Raw genomic sequence first — 18,686 nt, forward strand, 5'->3', positions numbered from 1 at the left:
CCTGTGGGCGGCAACCCAGACCTATGCGGATTTTGATGTGCAGATGTGCGCCGTGCTGGGGCGCGAACAGCTGACAGACGCCGACCATGCGCGGGCAACGGCGCATGTGGTGGGGTTGGTGCTGCGGGGGTGTGGGCTGGCGGTGTGAACTACAGCCGCCAACAAAGTCTTGGCTGGCCCGGACAAACGCTCAAACCGTGGCACGGGCATCAGCACCGCTGCCACATGCCCACGTCAGCATAGGCAGCTCAAGCACCTGTTTTTTCAGGGCAAGCTCTAAAATCGCGCCATGACCCACACCACAATAGCCACCCACAGTGGCACTTTCCATGCTGACGACGTTTTTGGCGTTGGCGTTTTGATGGGGGTTTTCCCATCGCACACCCTGCTGCGCACCCGCAACAAAGACCTCATCGCCACCGCCGATTTTGTGGTGGACGTGGGCGGTATCTGGGATGCCGCCACGGGTCGTTTTGACCACCACCAGCGCGGCTTTACCGGGGCACGCCCGGCCCGGCAAGTCGATGGTGATACGGGGCCAACAACCGTACCCGGTGTGGGCTACGCCAGCGCTGGTCTGGTGTGGTCAGCCTTTGGTGCCACCTACGTCGCCGCCTGGGCCAGCACGCATGGCCACACGCTGGACGCACATGCGGTGGCCGACGTGGCGAACTCTCTCGACCATTCCTTGGTGCAGTACCTCGACATCGTGGACACGGGCCAAGGTGACGTGGCCCCCGGCATCTTCGGCCTGTCAGCCCTCATCGCTCAGATCAACACGCATTGGCTGGAAGAACAGGGGCTGGATCTTGAAGGCAAAGCCAAGCTCCTGGAAACCCGTTTCCGCGAAGCCGTCGCCATCACGCGCAAGTTCCTGGACCACGCCATCAGCAAAAAAGTTGCTCAGATTCGCGCGATGGACATCGTGCGTCAAGCACCGCGCCTGCTGGGGGGGAAACTGCTGCACCTGCGCGAGGGCGGCATGCCTTGGACCCGCGTGGTGGTGGACGAGATGCCCGAGGTGATGTTCGTGATCTACCCCGATTCGGACGGCAACCAGTACCAGATCAAGACCGTGCCGGTAGAGCCGGGCTCGTTCGACACCCGCATGGACCTGCCTGCAAGCTGGGCCGGCCTGCGCGACCAGGAACTGGCGGCGGTGACGGGCGTGGAAGACAGTGTGTTCTGCCACCTGAACCTGTTCATCGGCGGCGCGCGCAGCTTTGAGGGGGCTTTGAAGTTGGCCGAGTTGGCACTGGCTGAACCGGTGTGAGGACAGTCGCAATCTAAATCTGAATGGACTCGGGCCACCAGTGCCCGAGTCCATGCAAGTTACACCAAGTCGAAGCGGTCCAGGTTCATCACCTTGGTCCAGGCCGCGATAAAGTCTGCAACGAACTTCTTCTGGCCGTCCGCGCTGGCATAGACCTCTGCGTACGCACGCAGCACCGCGTTGGAGCCAAAGACCAGGTCAGCGCGGGTGGCGGTGTACTTCACCGCGCCACTCTTGCGGTCCCGGCCTTCGAACACTTCGCCTTCACCGTCCACCTCCGTCCATGTGGCACCCATGTCCAGCAGGTTCACAAAGAACACGTTGCTCAGCACGCCCACTTGGTCGGTGAACACGCCGTGCTGGCCGCCGTCGGCATTGGCCCCCAATACCCGCAGGCCGCCGACCAGCGCGGTCAGCTCGGGCGCGGTCAGGGTCAGCAACTGGGCCCGGTCGATCAGCAAAGCCTCGGTTGCGGCGCCAATCTTGCCATTTTTGTAATTGCGGAAACCATCGGCCAACGGCTCCATCACGGCGAAGGATTCAACATCGGTTTGCGCTTGCGTGGCATCCACTCGGCCCGGCGCGAACGGCACGTCCACCGCCACACCAGCCGCCTTTGCCGCTTGCTCGACACCCACGCTGCCTGCCAGCACGATCACATCGGCCAGCGAGGCCTTGCCCGATGCCTGCTGGATCGCCACCAGCGTGGGCAGTGCCTGCACGGCAATGCGGTTGACTTCCCAGTCTTTCTGAGGTGCCAGGGCCAGGCGTGCGCCATTGGCACCGCCGCGCTTGTCGCCGCCGCGGAAGGTGAAGGCTGACGCCCAAGCCACCGACACCAGTTGGCTGACCGACAGGCCCGAGGCCGCGATCTTGGCCTTGATGTCGGCAATGTCTGCCGCCGTAGGCTGGTGGGTGGCGACGGGCAGCGGGTCTTGCCAGATCAGGTCAACGTTAGGCACTTCGGGGCCGAGGTAGCGGGCTTTCGGGCCCATGTCGCGGTGGGTCAGCTTGAACCAGGCGCGGGCAAAGGCTTCGGCAAAGGCCTGTGGGTCTTCATGGAAGCGCTTGGATATCTTGCCGAACTCGGGGTCAAACCGCATCGTCAAGTCGGTGGTCAGCATGGTGGGCTTGTGAAACAGGCCGGGCACATGCGCGTCGGGAATGATGTCGGGCGCGTTGGTGGCCACCCACTGCTTGGCACCGGCGGGCGAATGGGTGAGTTCCCACTCGTACTTGAACAGGTTCTCAAAGTAGTTGTTTCCCCACTGCGCCGGGGTGGTCGTCCAGGTAACTTCCAGGCCGCTGGACACGGTATCTTTGCCGTGGCCGCTGCCAAAGTTGCTGTTCCAGCCCAGGCCCTGGGCTTCGATGCCCGCGCCTTCAGGCTCCGGGCCCTTGTGCGATTCGGGCGCCGCGCCGTGGGATTTACCGAAAGTGTGGCCACCGGCGATCAGGGCGACGATTTCTTCGTCGTCCATCGCCATGCGGTAGAAAGTAGCGCGGATGTCGTGGGCTGCGGCCAGGTAGTCGCCACTGGCGTTCGGGCCTTCGGGGTTCACATAGATCAGGCCCATGTGGGTGGCGCCGAGATTGTTGTCCAGTTCGCGGTCACCATGGAAGCGCTTGTCGGTCGCCAGCCAGGTGGTCTCTGCGCCCCAGTTCACGTCCATATCGGGTTCCCACACGTCTTCGCGGCCACCGGCAAAGCCAAAAGTGCGGAAACCCATGGACTCCAGCGCCACATTGCCAGTCAGGATGAACAGGTCAGCCCACGAAATCTGCTGGCCGTATTTCTGCTTGATGGGCCAGAGCAGGCGGCGCGACTTGTCGATGTTGACGTTATCGGGCCAGGAGTTCAGCGGCGCAAAGCGCTGCTGGCCTCGCCCGCCACCACCCCGGCCGTCCAGCGTGCGGTAGGTGCCTGCAGCGTGCCAGGCCATGCGGACAAACTGCGGGCCGTAGTGGCCAAAGTCGGCTGGCCACCAGTCTTGGCTGTCGGTCATCAGCTTGACCAAATCGGCCTTGAGCGCTCTGTAATCCAGCTTTTTGAAGGCTTCGGCGTAATTGAAGTCTTCGCCCAAGGGGTGAGACTTGTTCGCGTGCTGATTGAGCAAATCAACCCGCACTTGCTTGGGCCACCAATCCTTGTTGGTCGTGCCGCCGCCTGCGGCGTGGTGGAAAGGGCATTTGGCTTCGTTGGTCATGGGGAGCTCCTTGGGGTTGTCTGTGGGGTGGCTGCACTGCGGATACATCGTGCCGTAAATCTTTGACACGAGCCATCATGGTAAGTAATTACTATGAAAATTAAAACTTAATAAAATTTATGTATCGAATAGGAATTTTCAAAGAGGCCGTAGGTTAGCGGTGCATCAACGTGGCAAGCTTGGCAAATCTGGGGGAGGACATTGACGGCGACGTAGCGCTGTGATTCAGCGCTACGGTTGGAACTTGCTGTTCCACGACTGTTTGATTGAGTAACTCCAAAAATTGCAAGCCGCAGCGCAACGCGCCCAACAAGCCCAAGACCCGGCAGGGTTTGCATCAAACGCCAACGTCAAGCTATTTAATGCTTTGTCGCAGCTGATGCTGGAGACCGTGCCCAGCGACCCCAACCGCGAAGAGTACCGCCAGGGCAACACCATGGGCCCCGCATTCCGGCACTGGCGGCGCGCCAAGATTGGGCGACGGTTTCGCTTGTTCTTCCGGTTTGACTCCAAAACCAGGATCATCATCTTCGCCTGGGTGAACGACGAGAACACCTTGTACCAAATAAAGAGCTACTGACGCCCACCCCACCAGCACAAGCGCTCATCCACTTAAACCCAGCAATTCAAGTCCCGGCCCTTGCAAGGAATGAAGATCATCCCGCTCGGTGCCAACTTGGCCATGTACACCGCATCATGCCCCGTCCTTGACACCGCTGGCCTGTTGCTGTAGCCCAGCTTCGCCGCAGCCCGCGCTGAAACGTGCTTGCCATTGGAAGCTGGACTGCCATTTTTAGAAATTAAAGGTAACTTATGTGTTACCATAATTCATGGCCTTTAAAGTCGAAGAATATGTTTGCGCGGACAAATCAAATCCCTACAAGTCCTGGTTTGATAGCTTACCGGCGCAGGCTGCCGCCAAGGTCACGGTGGCCAAACTTCGGATGGAGCTTGGCAATACCTCAAACGTCAAGTGGTTTGAGGGCATGGGTGAATATGTGATCGACTGGGGACCTGGATACCGGATTTATTTGGTTAAAGACGGTGACAGTTTGATCGTGCTGTTTGGCGGCGGCACCAAGAGAGGTCAACAGCGTGACATCGACAAAGCCAAAGCGTTATTGGCCGAATACAAGGCACGCAAAAAGGCGATAGCTCAATCGCGTCCAGCAAAAATCTGAGGTAAGCCCATGGCACTGACCAGAAATTTCAAAGAAACTGTTCTTCAGCGTGTTCAGAGCGACTCCGCATTTGCACAAGCACTGCTGGATGAGGCTGCAACCTTGTTCCTCAATGGCGAACCTGAAACCGCACGCCTGATTCTGCGTGACCTGGTAAATGCGACCATCGGCTTTGAACAATTGGCGGCATTGACGGCAAAACCGAGCAAGAGCTTGCACCGCATGCTGTCCCCTACCGGCAACCCGAGCATGGACAATTTGGCGGCAATATTCAGGGCCGTTCGTGAGCGACTGCAGGTCAGTTTGCAGGCGCATTCGGTAGCGTGTTAGCGGGGGTCTGAACGCATGAACTCTCAGTGCGAGTGTTCTCCGTGTTTGTAATCGTCAGCTTTGCGGCGCGTCACCGGCCATGGCGCTCAACACCAGCGCAGCCATCGTCAGGGACGCATCGCTGGGGTTCGACTGCAATCCCGCGACCGTGCCGCGACGGTCCTGCAAATCCTCGTCCTGGCTGGCCTTCAGCTTGCCCTCCAGGCGGTCAATCGGAATTTCAATGCCGACAATCCCACGCACCATTCTTTCAATGTAGTCGACGGGTGCATCGCCTACGCGCCAAGGCGAGGTCTGCCGCGCCTCCTGGCTGTCCGTCAGCCGGTGCAGCATGCCCAGCAACCAGTCCCGGTCTTCCATCACACGCGCCGTGCCGTGCGCATGGGCGACGACGTAGTTCCAGGTGGGCACGACCTGACCATGCTCCGCCTTGCCGGGGTACCAGCCCGGGCTGATGTACGACTGCGTGCCCTGGAACATCACCACGGACGGCGTGCCGGAGCCAAGCTGGCGCCAGACTGTATTGGCACGCGCCACATGCCCCATCAGCGTGCCGTGGGGGCCGCGCGTGCGGTCCAGGAAGAACGGAATGTGGTTGGCCACCAGCCCCTCGTGCGCATGGCAAACCCAGGCACCCAGCGGATGGGATTCGACCAGCGAGAAGATGGCTTCGCAGTCAGTGAGCTGATGATGCTTTGAGACGTACATGTGTGCTTTGATGTGGTTGAAGTTCAAGCAGGCTGCTCTGCATCACTCCGTCACACAGGCCCGCAACCAGGCCAGCCAGGGCTTCGCCGGGGATGGCGGTAGCCGTGATCAGTGGCGGCAGGAGTGACGGCATGGGGTGGGATTTTCGCTTGCGAGAGGAGGAAGGGCGTACTGAACCAGAGGAGATGGTTGCAGAGGCGCTTTGAATGACGGGTATGCACAGAATGCAGCCACTCGGCGTTAGAGACACAACAGCCGCTATAGCTAAGAAAGCTGAGGTCGCGATCCCGTACCGATCCGGGCCCGGCTCGGGCGCTGCATTCGATAGCACGATGCAGATCACCGCGGACGAGTTCTCGGTGAGCAAACTGCGTTCGGTGACAATGCCTTATGAAGTCCAGAATCGGCCCAAACGGGGTACATCTTTTCGATCGCCTTTCAGGTTTGAATGTCCTGCTAGACGAGTCGCGCCCGAACGAGGCGGCTTGGTCGACGTCCCCCCGACAGGTATCAATTGCACTCACCAATGTTTGCGACCTTCACTGCGCGTACTGCTACGCTCCGAAGCACAAGGCGTCGCTGCATACTGACCAGGTGCTCGGCTGGTTGAAGGAGTTGGATACTGAGGGGTGCCTCGGTATCGGATTGGCGGCGGCGAACCCACGCTGCATCCTGACTTCGTCGACATTTGCAAGCGGGTTGCTGCGGAGACTCGGCTCGCTGTCACCTTCACGACCCATGGCCATCGCCTGACGCCACAGCTTGCTAAGCGCCTCAAGGGCTCGGTCCACTTCGCGCGCATCAGCGTTGACGGAGTCGGTCGCACCTATGAGGAACAACGCGGGAGGCGGTTCGACAGCCTGCTCAGAGGCGTCGAAGCGATTGCCTCCGTGTCCCCCTTTGGGATCAACGTGGTGGTCAACGAGCGCACGGTCGTGGAGCTTGACGCGTCGGCCGAGCTCGCGCAAGAAATCGGAGCTAGCGAACTACTGTTGCTCCCCCAGCAGGCAACGGGTAAGGTCGCAGGCCTTGACAGTGTGGTCGGCCAGGCACTTCAGCAGTGGGTCTGCAACTACAAAGGCAAGGTTCGTCTTGCGGTCAGCGAGGCGGGTGCGTCAGGGCTGCCGACCTGTGATCCACTACCCGATGAGCAAGGCCTTCAGGCCTACGCTCACATAGATGCGTCCGGCATGCTGCGCGCGAGCTCGTACGCGCCTGTAGGCGCACAGATTGGAGACACCGGCGTACTGTCGGCGCTCCGGAGACTCAAGAACACCTTCGAGATCAAACGGGAGACACAAACATGAAGATTTGGAATGGATACGGATCTGAGCACTCGATGAACTTGGTTCTCATCGGGAAATTCCAGCGAGCCCAAGACGCAGAGAAGGTCGAGAGGGACATCGGCAAGCTCAGCGCTCAGGCATCGAAGGATGACAGCCACACCATCGCCTTCGATGGACCAGCGGACCAGAGGTTTTCCGATGAGATGCTCTCACTGCTTGGCAAATTGAATCTCAACACGCTGGGGCCGGCTGATCTCAGCCAACTGGTGTCTGACCATCACCTCGAGCGGAAAGACGATCGAATCACGGTCACGACCGACGAGGCCGAGGTGTCCGCATTCGTGAAGCTCTTCATCGAGGCAGGTGCGAAGGTCGAAATCTTCTCGGCGCACGACTACCCGTCCGATTCCCCTGACGCCAGCTGACAGAAGGAACGCGCATGCCTGAAGTCAATTGGGACGTGTTCGGCGACCTGCCTGGCGCAGCGGATGAGAACTTCGAGAAGCTTTGCCGCTCGCTGGTACGGCGCCACTATGGTCAGTTCGGCCGCTTCAAGCAGCTGGCAAACCAGCCAGGGGTGGAGTTCCACTTGGAGCTCACCGAGAAGTGCGATCTCGGCGCACCGCCGCGCTGGGTGGGTTGGCAATGTAAGTGGTATGACCTGTCGAAAGGACAAGAGTTGGGGGCCGCGCGCCGCAATAAGATCATCGAGGGGATGGAGAAGACGCGCAAGCACGTTCCCGGTGTTACCGATTGGAAGCTTTGGACGCGCCACACCCTGACCAAGGGAGACCAAACGTGGTTCTTCGACCTCGAGAAGAGCCAGTTTCCCGAGTTGAAGTTGGAGCTGCTGACGGCAGCGGACATCGAAGACCTTCTGGTGGGGCCGGGGGCCCTTCTACGAGAGACCTACTTCGGCGAGCTCGTTCTGACGCCTGAGGTACTTGCTGAACAGTACAAGCTTGCCGCGGCGCCGTTCAAGCGGCGATATCAGGAGGATGTTCACGTCGTCGTTGGCGCAGAGAAGAAGGTGCTCAAGCGCCTGGGAGGCCAGAGCGCTTGGGGATCGTTGGAGACGCTCGCGAATGGCATCAAGAAGAATTCCACCGCCGTTGCCTCGCTGACCGGGCAGGTCAAAACGGAGATCAAGACTGAAGTCGATTTGCTCCTGACTCGAGCCATCGGGTTGGCTGACCTGCTTGGCGACCTACACGCGGCGCTCGGCAAGGGCGACTTCGAGGCTGTGCGCGAGCTCCTGGCGACAAATCCTCCGCAGCCGGTGCGCTACGACAGGTTGCTCTCGAAGCTGCGTGGGGCTCGGTCAGACGGAGCGCCACTGACCGCGAATTTGGTTGCGGACATGCACGCGATGGCGTCGGAATTGCGCAATCTCGAGCGATCAATCGGTGTTCGAGCCGTTGCGGTGCTTGCGGCTGCGGGGGAAGGCAAGTCCGAGCTCGCTGTCAAGGTGACGCAGCCGGACGGAGATTTCCCTGGTGGCGTCCTGTTGCTGGGAAAGAACCTTCATGCAGGCCAGGGCCTCGACGACCTCGTGTCTGCTTTCAAGATTACTGGCAATCCGGCTGAGAGCTTCGACCGCCTGGTTGAGGCCGTAGATGCGGCGGGTCAGCGTGCGGGCAAGCGCATCCCGATTGTCATTGACGGACTGAACGAGGCGGAAGATCCGAGGAACTGGAGGGATGAGCTCTCCCGAGCGGAAGAGTTTCTGAAGGCCTTTCCGTACGTCCTGCTGGTGGTTACGCTGCGCAATGAATTCGCGCCAATGTGTCTGCCGGAGGAGTTCCCCCAGGTCGAACACAACGGATTTCAGGAAGACCCGCAGAAGGCGGTCGACAAGTACTTCGCGTACTACAAGATCGACGGCACTGACGCGGACTTGCCAATTGAGTTCCTGCAGCACCCGTTGACGTTGAGGATCTTCTGCGAGGTGGCGAACCCTTGTCGCCAGCACGTTGTCGGGGTGGAGGCGCTACCTAGCTCGCTTGCGAGCCTGTTTGAGGAGCATTTCAAGAAGGTCGCTGAGCTGTCGCCAGCGGCGCATCGCGTCTATCCGAATGAGGTTGAAGACGCGCTATTGACGATTGCTGGCATCCTTTGGGACGGGAACGCGAGGAGCGTGGAGTTCCAAGCCGCACGCACGGCAGTTGGAGACATTGGCCGTTGGAACGACAGCCTCATCCGCGCGTTGGAGTCCGAAGGCGTCCTCGTTCGAACGACGTCCGAAGAGGGTGGTCAAGGAATCGCGTTCTCGTATGACTTGATGGCCGGACATCTGATGGCACGTCATCTGCTTGCCAACCCGTTACTGGCGCAATGGCTGCAGAGCGATGTGGGACGCGCGCAGTTCCAATTCCGCGAGACCGGATCGCATACCTTTGCCGATGACGTGTTCCGTGCTCTAGTTGGCCTGTACCCGCGTCGTCCGGGCCGGCGCCAGCTCTGGCAGAACTTTTCCGACGAGAGTCTCGTCCTCAAGGCGTTGTTGATGACGGCGCAGTCAGACCCCAGGCATATCGGGCGGGAGACAGTGGAGCGCTTCGCGAGGGCGATGCAGGAGTCGAAGCAGTTCGCTCGGCTTGCCTTCCAGCGACTTCGGACCACCAGGGCAGCGCGAGCGCATCCGTTCGACATGGACTTTCTGCACGGTGTGCTGGCGGCCATGTCCAATACTCAGCGCGATCTTGTCTGGTCGGAGTGGGTTCGTGAGACGGCCCAGGAAGTTGAAGCTGACTTCAAATTCCTGTCCGCCAGGTGGAAGTCGGGTGTCTTGGACGAGCGGGAGATTCGGCGAGCGCGCTGGATAATGTGGACACTAACGTCGACGTCGAGAGGCTTGCGGGACGTGGCCACCAAGACCCTGTACGAATTCGCTGTGAAACGGCCTGCGGAGTTTTTTAGGCTGGCTGTCGAGTCAATTGCCGTTTTAGACCCATACGTCCCCGAGCGGATGTTCGCCGCGGCCTATGGTGCAGCGCTGACCACTTGGTCGGATATCAATGCTGTGGAGATGCGTGAGGCATTGACTAGAGTCGCTCGCGAAATTTATCAAGCGATGTTCGCGCCTGACGCGACGCACCCTACTTGGCATGCTCTATATCAGCAGTACTGCTTGGGAACCATTGCCATCGCGAGGCTAGTTGATCCTGCCTGTGTGTCTGAGGACAAGGCAGCTCATCTCCTTCCACCGTTTAGCCATCTGCTCAATCCCTTTGAGAACATGCCGCACTATGACCTCGCGGTAATCGAACGCGCGAAGCGCGCGGCGATTCGAATGGACTTCGGCAACTACACTATGGGGAGACTGATTCCAGGGCGGTCGAATTACGATTACGGCAACCCAGAATATCAGCGGGTGCTGCCGGCAATGGTTTCGCGAATGTTGGTGCTTGGCTACGACCCCGAGCAGTTCGAAGCTGTTGACCGCCAAATGAACTCCGGCCCTCGTATGGGAAGCGACAAGCATAAGGTCGACCGATACGGAAAGAAGTATGGCTGGATCGCTTACTTCGAGCTGTGGGGTGTCCGGTCCGCACGGGGCCTCCTTCGCAAGGAGGACAGCGTTCGCCCCTCAGATGCGGACATCGACCCGACTTTCCCGCTTGAGGCCGAGAGTATCAACCTGCAACTCCCAGACTTGTTCAGTGGTCAGCCTACGAGTACTGGCGACTGGGTGGTGAAGGGGCCGCAACCAGACTACCGCGGTATCCTCGAGATCGCGGATATTAATGACCTGACAGGGCCGTGGGTCGTACTTGACGGGTTTCTCGAGCAGAACGCTCCCGCTGATGACCGGCAGGTCTTCACATTCCTAAGATGTGTTCTTGTGGATAGCGGCGAAGTCGACCGCCTGTGCACGTTGTTCACCGGTCTCGAATAACCCGGCAATGGTGCCATTCCAGAGGAGTCAAGCTACTACTACACCTATGCGGGTGAGATGCCTTTCTCTTCGACTCCGGGATTGCCTGTTGTTGATGAGCAAGAGGGCGAGCACCCCGAATGCATGGTGTCTGCTGATAGGTGGTCAAACAATGGCGTCGCAGTCGACATCCCAGTGCAGAAGTACAGCTGGGAGAGCTACCACAGCGTGGTGAACCAGAACAGCGGTGCGTGCCTGCCCTCTAACAGCTATGTGAGGCTTTGAGTCTCAGCTATCGCGCCAATAAGTGGGACTTGCACGATGCTTCAGGCGTGGCGTCTTTGTACCGCGAAGTTGGCGAGTATGGCTCGCAGATTAGTGGCTCTTTCAGCTATCTGCGCCGTGACCTTCTTGACAGCTACTTGACGCAGTCCGGCAAGGCGCTGGTGTGGCTCATGTGGGGAGAACGTGGCTTTCATCACCGGTCAGACGAAGCGCACAACCTGCACGAATACTACGCGAACCACCAGCATATTCACAAGCGTACTCACGTCTATCAGCCTGCATCTAGCACTCAATCTAGGCCGAGTCAGACGGGGTGACGCCACCATTCTTGGACGCAGTAGACGTTTATGCAGGGTGTGGAACCAACCGAGGATTCAGCATTCTGCATGGATGCATCGTTTAACGACCTAACCAAGTAGTGGCCCATTCAAATCAGGTGACTGGCGACTCAAATGTCCGCTGGTGACAATTGCCGCCGGTCAGCACACAAACATCCATGATTGCTTCCAGCCTAAAGCGGCCACACAAGAAAGCCCAACCTGCGGTCAACCGAACGCAGATCCAATCTACCCCCTACCCCCCGCCCTCTCCAACATCGCATGCAACAGCACATTCCCCCCCGCCGTAATGTGCTCCGGCTTCGCATCCTCAATCTCGTTATGGCTGATCCCGTCTTTGCACGGAATGAAGATCATCCCGCTCGGTGCCAGCTTGGCCATGTACACCGCGTCATGCCCCGCGCCTGACACCACCGGCATGTTGCTGTAACCCAGCTTGGCCGCAGCCCGCGCCACCGCATCCACGCAGTCTGCATGAAAGCCGATGGCCGAGTAGCTGGAGACCAGTTCTATCTTCACGTCTAAGCCGCTGTCCCGGGCGATCTTGGCGGCGAAGGCTTTCACTTCGTCGGCCATCTGATCCACCAGCGTGTCGGTGCTGTTGCGCAGGTCGATGCTGAACTTCACGCGGCCCGGAATCACGTTGCGGCTGTTGGGGAACACCTGCACCATGCCCACGGTGCCACGGCCATGCGGCGGGTGGCGGTGGGCGGCGGCCACCACGTCTTGCATGATGCGGGTGGCGGCCAGCATCGCGTCTTTGCGCAGCGCCATGGGCGTAGGGCCGGCGTGGGCCTCCATGCCGGTCACGGTGCAGTCGAACCAGCGGAGGCCCAGCACGCCTTGCACCACGCCGATGGTCACGTCGTTGTCTTCCAGCACCGGGCCTTGTTCGATGTGCGTCTCGAAGTACGCGCCGATGGGGTGGTCGCCAGGCTCTTGCGCGCCGATGTAGCCGATGCGCTCCAGTTCGCCTTGCACCGTCTTGCCGTCCAGGTCGGTGGCGGCGTAGGCGTGCTCCAGGGTGAAGGCTTTGGCGAACACGCCCGAGCCCATCATCACCGGCACAAAGCGCGAGCCTTCTTCGTTGGTCCAGAACGCGACTTCGATAGGGGCTTCGGTCTCGATGCCGTGGTCGTTCAGGGTGCGCACCACCTCGATGCCCGCCAGCACGCCGTAGTTGCCGTCGAACTTGCCGCCGGTCGGCTGGGTGTCGATGTGGCTGCCGGTCATGATGGGCGGCAGGCTGTTGTTGCGGCCCGGGCGGCGCATGAAGCCGTTGCCGATCTTGTCGATGGTGACCGTCATGCCTGCTTCGGTAGCCCAGCGGGTGACCAGGTCGCGGCCTTGTTTGTCCAGGTCGGTGAGGGTGAGGCGGCAGACACCGCCCTTGGGTGTGGCACCGATCTGGGCCAGTTCCATCAGCGAGTCCCACAGGCGCGGGCCGTTGATGCGCAGGGATTCAATGTTCGGGGTCATGGTGCGTTCCTGTTTCAGCGGGCGACGGGGTGGGGCGCTTGTTGCGCGGTCTTCTTGGCCAGCGCATCGAACTGCGGGCCGAAGGGCGGGCGCTTGACGTACTTGCCGACACCACGCTCGGCACGCAGGTCGCCATTCGCGTAGACCACCTTGCCCTGGCTCAGCGTGTGGCTGGGCACGCCGGTGACGGTGCGGCCCTCGAATATGTTGAAGTCGCCCAGCGACTTTTGCGTTTGGACGGACAGGGTTTTGGTGCCCGCCGGGTCCCAGACCACCAGGTCGGCATCGGCCCCGGCCACCACGCAGCCTTTGCGCGGGTAGATGTTGAACAGCTTGGCGGCGTTGGCAGACGTGACGGCCACGAACTCGCTGGGGGTGAGGCGGCCGGTGTTCACGCCTTCGTCCCAGATCACGGCCAGGCGCTCTTCCACGCCGCCGCAGCCGTTGGGGATCTTGCTGAAGTCGTCCTTGCCGGCGGCTTTTTGGGCGGCGCAGAAGGTGCAGTGGTCTGTCGCGGTGGTGTGCAGGTGCCCGGCCTGCAGGCCGTGCCACAGCGCGTCCTGGTTGCTTTTATTGCGGAAGGGGGGGCTCATCACGTGGCCTGCGGCGTAGGCGAAATCGGGGTTGCGGTAGACGCTGTCGTCCACCGTCAAATGCCCGGCCAGCACCTCGCCAAACACGCGCTGACCTGCGGCACGGGCGCGGGCAATGGCTTCGGCCGATTCAGCGCACGACACATGCACCACGTAGATCGGCACGTTGAGCACGTTGGCGATGGCGATGGCGCGCTGGGCGGCCTCGGCCTCTACCGCGGGCGGGCGCGACAGGGGGTGGGCTTCGGGGCCGAAGATGCCCTTGGTCTTCATGTCGGCTTGCAGCAGGTAGACCAGTTCGCCGTTCTCGGCGTGCACGGTGGGCATGGCGCCGAGTTCCAGCGAGCGCTTGAAGCTGTTCACCAGGGTTTCGTCGTCGCACATGATGGCGTTCTTGTAGGCCATGAAGTGCTTGAAGCTGTTCACACCCTCGTCGCGCACCAGGGTGCCCATGTCGCGGTGCACGCTCTCGTCCCACCAGGTCACGGCGACGTGGAAGCTGTAGTCGGACGCGGCCTTTTCGGCCCAGCCGCGCCAGGTTTGGTAGGCCTCCATCAGCGGCTGCTGGGGGTTGGGGATGACGAAGTCGATGATGGTGGTGGTGCCGCCCGCCAGGCCCGCTGCGGTGCCGCTGTAGAAGTCGTCCATGGTGGTGGTGCCCATGAACGGCAGCTGCATGTGGGTGTGCGGGTCGATGCCGCCGGGCATCACGTACTGGCCGCCTGCATCGACGATTTCGGCTCCGGCCGGGGCCACCAGATTGTCGCCCACGGCGGCGATCTGGCCGTCGATACACAGAACATCGGCGCGGAAGGCGCGGTCGGCGTTGACGACCGTGCCGCCGCGGATCAAGACACTAGACATGGTTGCTCCTAAATAAATAGCTACTGGCGTAAAGGATATATGCGCTAGAGCCCGATTTTTCTTAAATTCAGGCCCGCATGGGGTTGTTGGCGTGGCTGGTCCAGTCCGCATGTTTATCGCTCACGATGCGGCCGGTGCGCAAGTCTTTTTCACCGGGCTGCAGGTCGCGCAGGCTGATGGTGTCGGGCACGGGGCAGACCAGCACGCACAGGTTGCAGCCCACGCACTCGTCTTCCATCACCTCAAACTGGCGCAGGCCGTTCTTGGTTTTGGTGATGGCCTGGTGCGAGGTGTCTTCGCAGGCGATGTGGCAGCGGCCGCAGGAGATGCAGCTGTCCTGGTTGATGACGGCCTTGCTGATGTGGTTCAGGTTCAGGTTGCGCCACTCGGTGACCTTGGGCACCGCGCGGCCGCGGAAGTCGTCCAGGCTTTTGAGGCCTTTGCTGTCCATGTAGTCCGACAGGCCGGAGGTCATCTCTTGCACGATCTTGAAGCCGAAGACCATGGCGGCAGTGCACACCTGTACCGTGCCTGCGCCCAGGGCGATGAAGTCCAGCGCGTCGCGCCAGTTGCCCACACCGCCGATGCCGCTGATGGGCAGGCCTGCAGTCAACGGGTCGCGGGCGATCTCCGCCACCATGTTCAGGGCGATGGGCTTGACCGCCGGGCCGCAGTAGCCGCCGTGCGAGCCCATGCCACCGGTGCTGGGGCTCATCATCAACGTGTCGGGGTCTACGCCGATGATGGAATTGATGGTGTTGATCAGCGACACCGCGTCGGCCCCGCCGCGTTGAGCGGCCCGTGCCGGCAGGCGCACGTCGGTGATGTTGGGCGTGAGCTTCACGATCACCGGCAGTTTGGAATACTGCTTGCACCACGCCGTGACCATCTCGATGTACTCGGGCACCTGGCCGACGGCCGCGCCCATGCCGCGCTCGCTCATGCCGTGCGGGCAGCCGAAGTTCAGCTCGATGGCATCGGCCCCGGTGTCTTCCACGCGCGGCAGAATCGCTTTCCACGATTCTTCCACGCAGGGCACCATCAGCGACACGACCATGGCGCGGTCGGGCCACAGGCGTTTGACCTCGGTGATCTCGCGCAGGTTCAGCTCCAGATCCCGGTCGGTGATGAGTTCGATGTTGTTAAAGCCCAGCACCTGGCGGTCGTTGGACAGCAGCGCGCCGTAACGCGGGCCGTTGACGTTGACCACCGGTGGCCCGGCCTCGCCCAGCGTTTTCCAGACCACACCGCCCCAGCCCGCTTCGAAGGCGCGGTTCACGTTGTAGGCCTTGTCGGTGGGCGGCGCAGAGGCCAGCCAGAAGGGGTTGGGGGTTTTGATGCCCGCGAAGATGGTGGACAGATCAGCCATGGTTCAGTTCCTTGTGCATGCTTTCAGCGGCGCGTTTGCCGTGTTCGACGGCTTCGACGGTGAGGTCGCGGCCCCCGGCGCGGCAGTCGCCGCCCGCCCAGACCTTGGCGAGGTTGGTGGCGCCGTCTTCTGTGGTGACGATGCGCCCGCTTTGCAGCACCAGGCCGGTGCCGAGCAGCACGGTGTCGTCCAGCTTCTGGCCGATGGCCTTGAAGACCATGTCGGCGGGGAAGGTCAGTTCGCGGCCCGTGGGCTGCAGCTGGCCATCGACCAGCGTCTGCTGGGCGAAGCGCACGCCGGTGGCGTGGCCTGCCGCGCCCATGATTTCCACCGGGGCCATCCACTGGTGCAGCACCACGCCGTGGGTTTGCGCCCACTCTTGTTCGGCGGCAGACGCACCCATGGTTTCCACGCCCTTGCGGTACACTATGTGCACCACTTTGGCGCCCAGTAGCTTGGCCTGCACGGCGGCATCCACGGCGGTCATGCCGCCGCCGATCACCACCACGTGGTGGCCGATGGGCACCGTGGCCACGTCCTCGGCCTGCCGCAGCTCGGCGATGAAGTCCACCGCGTTGCGCACCCCGGCCAGGTCTTCGCCCGGCAGGCCCAGCGCCTGCACCTTGGACAGGCCCAGGCCCAGAAACACCGCGTCGAATTCGGTTTGCAACTTATCGAGCGAAGCCGCACCGGCAAAGCGCCAGCCGTGCTGGATGCGGATGCCGCCAATGTCCAGCAGCCACTGCACTTCGCGCTGGGCAAACTCGTCCACGGTTTTGTAGGTGGCTAGGCCGTATTCGTTCAGGCCGCCCGCCTTGGCTTGGGCATCGAAGATCACTACTTCGTTGCCCAGGCGTGCCAGGCGGTGCGCACAGGCCAGGCCCGCCGGGCCGGAGCCGACCACGGCGATGCGTTTGCCGGTGGGGGCGGCGCGGGTGAAGATTTGCGGCTGGGGGCTGGCCATCAGCGCATCTACCGCGTGGCGTTGCAGGCGGCCAATGGGAATGGGGGTGTCGGTTTGGGTGTTGCGCACGCAGGCCTGCTCGCACAGCACCTCGGTGGGGCAGACCCGGGCGCACATGCCGCCCAGCGGGTTGGATTCCAGAATCGTGCGCGCCGCGCCGCGCAGGTTGCCATCGGCAATGCGCTTGATGAAGCTGGGCACGTCGATGTCGGTGGGGCAGGCGGTCTGGCAGGGCGCGTCGAAGCAGTACAGGCAGCGCTCGGATTCGAGCATGGCCTGCGAGGCGTTCAACGGCGGGGTGGCATCGGCAAAGTGCTGCGCGTACTGGGCGGCACTGAGGCGGCCGGCGCGGATGTCCGGGGGGGAAGTTTCTGGCACGGTAACTCCTGTGGCTGGGGCATCCAGGCCCTGGCGCTGCACCAAAGTGCGGCACGCGGGGCCCGGTGTTGGCTGGGGGGTGTCAAAATCCTGACCAAATGGTCAAGAAGTGCAAACGATATAGCAACAGCCGTGCCAGGCCCATAGGGAATCTACCGGGGTGTTTGGTATCTTGAATACGTTCCTGTGCGGTCTAACGCACAGACATTCCGGACCGGCTGCACATAGACTCACTGCATGGACTTCTTTACCGCTGTATTTCGCCCTTTCGCCCTGTTTGAAAGCTTCTGGACCCTGCCCGAGGAGGACCACGGGGCCATCCGGGGCTCGCGCGCCTACGTGTGCCAGTGCGGCCGGCCGGTGTTCTTTCGCAACAGCGAATGCCTGGTTTGCCACACGCCGCTGGGCTTTGTCACCAGCAGCTCCCGCCTGGAGCCCTTGGCCGCCGTGCCCGACCAGCCCGAACTGTGGACGCTGTGGAAGGCCCCTGACGGCCCCCGCTACCGGCGTTGCGCCAACCTGCACGCCATTGGCTGCAACTGGCTGCTGCCCGGCGAGGCCGACCCTGGCGCGGTGTGTCTGGCCTGTAGCCTGAACCGCACCGTGTCCGACCCCTCCGTGCCCGAGAACCTGGCCGCCTGGCGGGCATTGGAAATCGCCAAGCGCCACCTGGTGGCCCAGCTGATGGTGATGGGCCTGCCGGTGGAGCCGCGCCAGGCCCACCAGCCCGAAGTGCTGGGCCTGGCGTTCGACTTCTTGCGTCCCGAGCCCGAAAAACCAGTGCTCACCGGCCACGACCACGGCCTGATCACCCTGAACATGGACGAGGCCGACGATGCCCGCCGTGAGCAGGTGCGCACCCAAATGGGCGAGTCCTACCGCACGCTGCTGGGGCACTTCCGCCACGAGGTGGGGCATTACTACTGGGACCGGTTGGTTGTGGATACCCCCTGGCTGATTGATTACCGCGCCCTGTTTGGCGACGAACGTGCCGACTACGCCGCCGCCCTCAAGCACCATTACGAAGAAGGCCCGCCCGCCGACTGGGCCCAGCGCTATGTGAGCACCTACGCCAGCACCCACCCCTGGGAGGACTGGGCCGAAACCTGGGCCCACTACCTGCACATGGTGGACACCCTGGGCACGGCCATGCGCTTTGGCCTGGATGCCGAGGATGTGGAACTGCCCTACGCCCCCTTCACCCGCGAGGCCCTGTGGCGGCCCGAAGACCCCAGCGCCGACAGCTTCCTGAAAATCGCCAACGCCTGGGTCGAGCTAACCGGCGTGCTCAATGAAATGTCGCGCAGCATGGGCGAGCAAGACTTCTACCCCTTTGTGCTGACCACCCCGGTGGTGGCCAAATTGCAGTTCATCCACTGCGTGGTGCTGCAAGCACGCGGGATGTAGCTGCTATTATTTTTAGATTAAAAAGGCACTTAGGGTATATTGGATATACGCTAGGTGCTCACTAAAACATAGCAAATAGTGCGGGCGCGGCGCAGGGGTCTGCGCGGTGGATTAGCCGGTTTAAATGCGCCACAATGTGTTTATTTG

At 61.6% G+C, this 18,686-nt stretch carries 15 protein-coding genes and 1 pseudogene; 10 read left to right on the forward strand and 6 right to left on the reverse strand.

All coding sequences use genetic code 11. From position 1 onward, the window contains the following. Both Q0T48_RS17945 and Q0T48_RS17950 read left to right on the forward strand, forming a co-directional pair. Positions 1-148 (forward strand): TetR family transcriptional regulator C-terminal domain-containing protein (locus tag Q0T48_RS17945; RefSeq protein WP_295959553.1); only part of this gene is annotated, 148 nt, incomplete at its 5' end. A 141-nt stretch (positions 149-289) separates the two neighbouring features. After that, complete coding sequence (locus tag Q0T48_RS17950; RefSeq protein ID WP_295959101.1) at positions 290-1,273, forward strand: MYG1 family protein; 984 nt, start codon at positions 290-292, stop codon at positions 1,271-1,273. Positions 1,274-1,332: 59 nt separating this feature from the next. Here Q0T48_RS17950 and katG read toward each other — a convergent pair whose 3' ends face one another. Next, a complete protein-coding gene (gene katG / locus Q0T48_RS17955; RefSeq protein ID WP_295959104.1) occupies positions 1,333-3,480 on the reverse strand; it encodes a catalase/peroxidase HPI in 2,148 nt (715 codons plus the stop codon). A gap of 283 nt (positions 3,481-3,763) precedes the next feature. On the opposite strand from katG, the pseudogene Q0T48_RS17960 reads away from it, so the two are divergent. From Q0T48_RS17960 to Q0T48_RS17970, 3 genes and pseudogenes are all read left to right on the forward strand, one after another. Beyond that, positions 3,764-4,039: pseudogene (locus Q0T48_RS17960) on the forward strand (type II toxin-antitoxin system YhaV family toxin); the annotation flags it as partial. Between the two features lie 271 nt (positions 4,040-4,310). After that, positions 4,311-4,661, forward strand: a complete 351-nt coding sequence (locus tag Q0T48_RS17965) for a type II toxin-antitoxin system RelE/ParE family toxin (protein ID WP_295959107.1) — start codon at positions 4,311-4,313, stop codon at positions 4,659-4,661. A gap of 9 nt (positions 4,662-4,670) precedes the next feature. Then, on the forward strand, positions 4,671-4,991 hold the full coding sequence (locus tag Q0T48_RS17970; protein WP_295959109.1) for a transcriptional regulator: 321 nt from the start codon (positions 4,671-4,673) through the stop codon (positions 4,989-4,991). A 54-nt stretch (positions 4,992-5,045) separates the two neighbouring features. On the opposite strand, the gene Q0T48_RS17975 is transcribed toward Q0T48_RS17970, so the two are convergent. Beyond that, the gene (locus tag Q0T48_RS17975) at positions 5,046-5,699 is read right to left on the reverse strand and encodes an FMN-binding negative transcriptional regulator (protein WP_295959111.1); all 654 of its coding nucleotides are present in this window, start codon (positions 5,697-5,699) and stop codon (positions 5,046-5,048) included. On the opposite strand from Q0T48_RS17975, the gene Q0T48_RS17980 reads away from it, so the two are divergent. From Q0T48_RS17980 to Q0T48_RS17995, 4 genes are all read left to right on the forward strand, one after another. After that, entirely contained in the window at positions 5,698-5,826 is a 129-nt protein-coding gene (locus Q0T48_RS17980; RefSeq protein WP_295959116.1) for a hypothetical protein, read from the forward strand. The genes Q0T48_RS17975 and Q0T48_RS17980 overlap by 2 nt on opposite strands. Before the next feature lie 502 nt (positions 5,827-6,328). Beyond that, positions 6,329-7,006, forward strand: coding sequence for a radical SAM protein (locus Q0T48_RS17985; protein ID WP_295959119.1), 678 nt, complete (start codon positions 6,329-6,331; stop codon positions 7,004-7,006). Between the two features lie 32 nt (positions 7,007-7,038). Continuing rightward, on the forward strand, positions 7,039-7,410 hold the full coding sequence (locus Q0T48_RS17990) for a DUF6375 family protein (RefSeq protein ID WP_295959122.1): 372 nt from the start codon (positions 7,039-7,041) through the stop codon (positions 7,408-7,410). Between the two features lie 14 nt (positions 7,411-7,424). Then, positions 7,425-10,883, forward strand: coding sequence for a hypothetical protein (locus tag Q0T48_RS17995; RefSeq protein ID WP_295959125.1), 3,459 nt, complete (start codon positions 7,425-7,427; stop codon positions 10,881-10,883). 830 nt (positions 10,884-11,713) lie between these two features. Here Q0T48_RS17995 and Q0T48_RS18000 read toward each other — a convergent pair. The 4 genes from Q0T48_RS18000 to Q0T48_RS18015 form a co-directional block, all read right to left on the reverse strand. Beyond that, the gene (locus tag Q0T48_RS18000) at positions 11,714-12,964 is read right to left on the reverse strand and encodes a Zn-dependent hydrolase (RefSeq protein ID WP_295959128.1); all 1,251 of its coding nucleotides are present in this window, start codon (positions 12,962-12,964) and stop codon (positions 11,714-11,716) included. 14 nt (positions 12,965-12,978) lie between these two features. After that, the gene (gene hydA / locus Q0T48_RS18005) at positions 12,979-14,421 is read right to left on the reverse strand and encodes a dihydropyrimidinase (protein WP_295959130.1); all 1,443 of its coding nucleotides are present in this window, start codon (positions 14,419-14,421) and stop codon (positions 12,979-12,981) included. A gap of 67 nt (positions 14,422-14,488) precedes the next feature. Next, on the reverse strand, positions 14,489-15,790 hold the full coding sequence (gene preA / locus Q0T48_RS18010; protein ID WP_295959133.1) for an NAD-dependent dihydropyrimidine dehydrogenase subunit PreA: 1,302 nt from the start codon (positions 15,788-15,790) through the stop codon (positions 14,489-14,491). Further along, the gene (locus tag Q0T48_RS18015; protein WP_295959136.1) at positions 15,783-17,132 is read right to left on the reverse strand and encodes an NAD(P)-dependent oxidoreductase; all 1,350 of its coding nucleotides are present in this window, start codon (positions 17,130-17,132) and stop codon (positions 15,783-15,785) included. The genes preA and Q0T48_RS18015 overlap by 8 nt, the downstream gene beginning before the upstream one ends. A 237-nt stretch (positions 17,133-17,369) precedes the next feature. On the opposite strand from Q0T48_RS18015, the gene Q0T48_RS18020 reads away from it, so the two are divergent. Beyond that, complete coding sequence (locus Q0T48_RS18020) at positions 17,370-18,539, forward strand: putative zinc-binding metallopeptidase (protein ID WP_295959138.1); 1,170 nt, start codon at positions 17,370-17,372, stop codon at positions 18,537-18,539. Positions 18,540-18,686: the final 147 nt, after the last annotated feature.

The organism is Rhodoferax sp. (genome assembly GCF_025354435.1).
Classification (GTDB): domain Bacteria; phylum Pseudomonadota; class Gammaproteobacteria; order Burkholderiales; family Burkholderiaceae_C; genus Rhodoferax_B.